The organism is Dietzia sp. IN118 (genome assembly GCF_032905965.1).
In the GTDB taxonomy this organism is placed as follows: domain Bacteria; phylum Actinomycetota; class Actinomycetes; order Mycobacteriales; family Mycobacteriaceae; genus Dietzia; species Dietzia kunjamensis.
Map to the genome: position 1 here is coordinate 1 of NZ_JAUMSR010000018.1, position 2383 is coordinate 2383.

The following is a 2383-nucleotide window of genomic DNA, read 5'->3' on the forward strand; positions in this document are numbered from 1 at the left end:
CATCTGCGGGATGCCCTTCTTGAATTGGCGATACGGACCTTAAGCAAGTCGTATCTTGCCAGTTCAGAAGGGCATTCTCGCGTTCCCACACCGCGCTAGAAGTTCATCTCATCGGTGGATCCAGGTTTAAAGGGCGGGGCATGGTTGAGGCCCGGCTGTCGCGCCGGGTGTGCGGGTTCCGGGGGTCCTTCGGGGTCGTCGGTGCAGAGGGTCGACGGTCAGCCGAACGCGGTGCGTATTCGGTGCCAGCCTGCGGCGATGGCGGCGGCCCAGCGCCAGGTCTTGTCGATGCGTAGTCGGGTCTGTCGGGCGCTGCGGGTGATGCGGGCAGCCACGTGCAGCACTCGGTAGCGGAACGCGGCGATCTCGCAGCGGGCCAGCACTGGGTCGCCATCAAATGCGATGAGTTTGGTCCAGGCGATCAAGTCGGTGGCCATCATGACGACCTCGAGCCAGGCGGCGTTCTCGTTGAACCCGCGGCAGGGCAGGTTGCGTAGCCCGGTGGCTTTGGCCTGTCGGATACGGTCTTCGACTCGGGCGTGCTGGCGGTGACGCAGCTCCAGGCCGGCGATATTGCCGCAGACCACTCCGGGTGGGGTGTCGGTGAGGAACGCGGTGATGCGCATGCCGTCCGAGTCGGTGAACGTCAGCTGCGCCCCGGGGTGCGGCCGTTCTTTGCGCAGTATCAACCGTGATCCGTCTGGCCAGGCCGACAGGTCGATGTTGGCGGTGACCTCGGCTACCCAGGCACCGTTCCGGATTCCGCTATCGGTGTCGATGGCCGGGGACCAACACTGCTCAGGGATGCCATCGACGAATTTCTTGATACGAAAGTCCACCGGGAACCCGAAGGAGAACCCGACCCCACGCTCGCGGCAAGCGGCCGCAAACGCTCGGGTGGCGCCAGCCGAATCCGAGCGGGCCAGCACCCGTGGGCCGCCGGGATCGCCGGGGATGGGACGCGCATGTGCAGGGAGCGAGGCCAGAGCCATGTCCAGGACCTGGATGTGGTCGGCCGCGGTGTTCGAACCAGCATTGCCGGGACGTAGCAGCCCGCCCAGTACCTCCCCGCCAGCAATGTCGGGCCGATCCAGAAACGCCAGCAGCGGGTGGAACCCGAAGGTGCGCTTCCAGGTCGCGGCCGCGTTCTCCTTCTCGCTATGGGCGACGGTGATCGTGGCATCCAGATCGATGCACAGTTCCTGACTCAAATCCGGGCCGGCGCCCGCGGCCCACGCCGCCTGCCGGGCTGCCGCCCGCGCGGCGCGCACCGCCGGAAGGTGCTCGGCGTCGACTCGGTCCAGCACCCACCACGCCGTCGGCATCGAGGCGACCGGACCGAACACGCCCTGGCGATCACCCAGGACCCCGATCCCGGTGATCGCGTCCGCGCCATCGGCTACCGCGACGGCCAGATCGGTCAGCACCTGGCCCGGGGAGTGGACCCATGCCCCGCGGTAGGTGTCCGTCAGAGCGTCGTTGAGCGCAGCGACCAGGCAAGAGTGCTCGGCGAGCTCCCGCAGCATCCCCAACCCGGCGTGCGAGACCACGCCCGACCCGTCCGCACTGACCCTCAACCGCCGAAATGACCCGCTAGACTTCACCTGGGAAGTGCTCCTCGAACTGATATGACGTTGACCCTAGACAAGTCACATCATCCCAGCTCCGGAGCACTTCCCATGTCATTTCTGAGCCCTCACCTCACGTCCCGCGTGAAAGACCGAGGCTAGTGGGTGTCTCCGTTAGTTCGTCGGGGGTCTGGGAGCCAGGCGGTGGGGTCGCCGAGGTAGAGGCCGCAGGCGGTGTCGAGGGCTTCTTCGGGAGTGCCTGAGGGCCATCCGCCTGGCAGGGCGGCTTGCTGGTAGTCGTTGTGGCTGGCGCGGTAGATCGCGAATCCCCATTGGCTGGCTGATCCGGCGTAGCGCAGCCGGCAGAGTTTCAACTCTTCCCCGTGGGTCAAGGTGGCGTCGATGTAGGCGAACCCGGCGCGGTAGCGGGTATGCAGGGTCTGGATCTGGGGCCAGCGTTCGGTAGCGCGAGCCAGGAGCTTTTGTCTCAGTGACGTCTGGGTCGAGTCGGGGATCTTCGCCATGGTCTCCATCATCACCGCCACTGGTTTCGCACTCGAATTTCGGCTTGTTCCGGCGTGGCGACTTGGCTGGCGATGCTGGGTGCGTCAGAAATGAATATGTCTCCCACCAGCGCTGATGTCGTCATCCTCACTGACAAAGAACGCGACGAGCTGACCCGCCGCGCGAACGCCGCGAGTTGTCCACACCGTGAGGTGCTGCGGGCCCGGATCGTGCTCGCCGCTGGCAGACGGTGACGCGAACGCTGCGATCGCCCGCGAGGTCGGGGTGTGTGAGGACACCGCACGCCGCTG

At 66.2% G+C, this 2383-nt stretch carries 3 protein-coding genes; all 3 read right to left on the reverse strand.

All coding sequences use genetic code 11. The features are described 5' to 3' along the window. Nucleotides 1-218 precede the first annotated feature (218 nt). Nucleotides 219-1604, reverse strand: a complete 1386-nt coding sequence (locus tag Q2K20_RS18035) for an IS1380 family transposase (RefSeq protein ID WP_269529632.1) — start codon at nucleotides 1602-1604, stop codon at nucleotides 219-221. A 122-nt stretch (nucleotides 1605-1726) separates the two neighbouring features. After that, the gene (locus Q2K20_RS18040) at nucleotides 1727-2092 is read right to left on the reverse strand and encodes a hypothetical protein (protein ID WP_069389517.1); all 366 of its coding nucleotides are present in this window, start codon (nucleotides 2090-2092) and stop codon (nucleotides 1727-1729) included. A gap of 84 nt (nucleotides 2093-2176) precedes the next feature. Further along, a partial coding sequence (locus Q2K20_RS18045; protein WP_317177062.1) for a hypothetical protein occupies nucleotides 2177-2383 on the reverse strand: 207 nt, incomplete at its 5' end.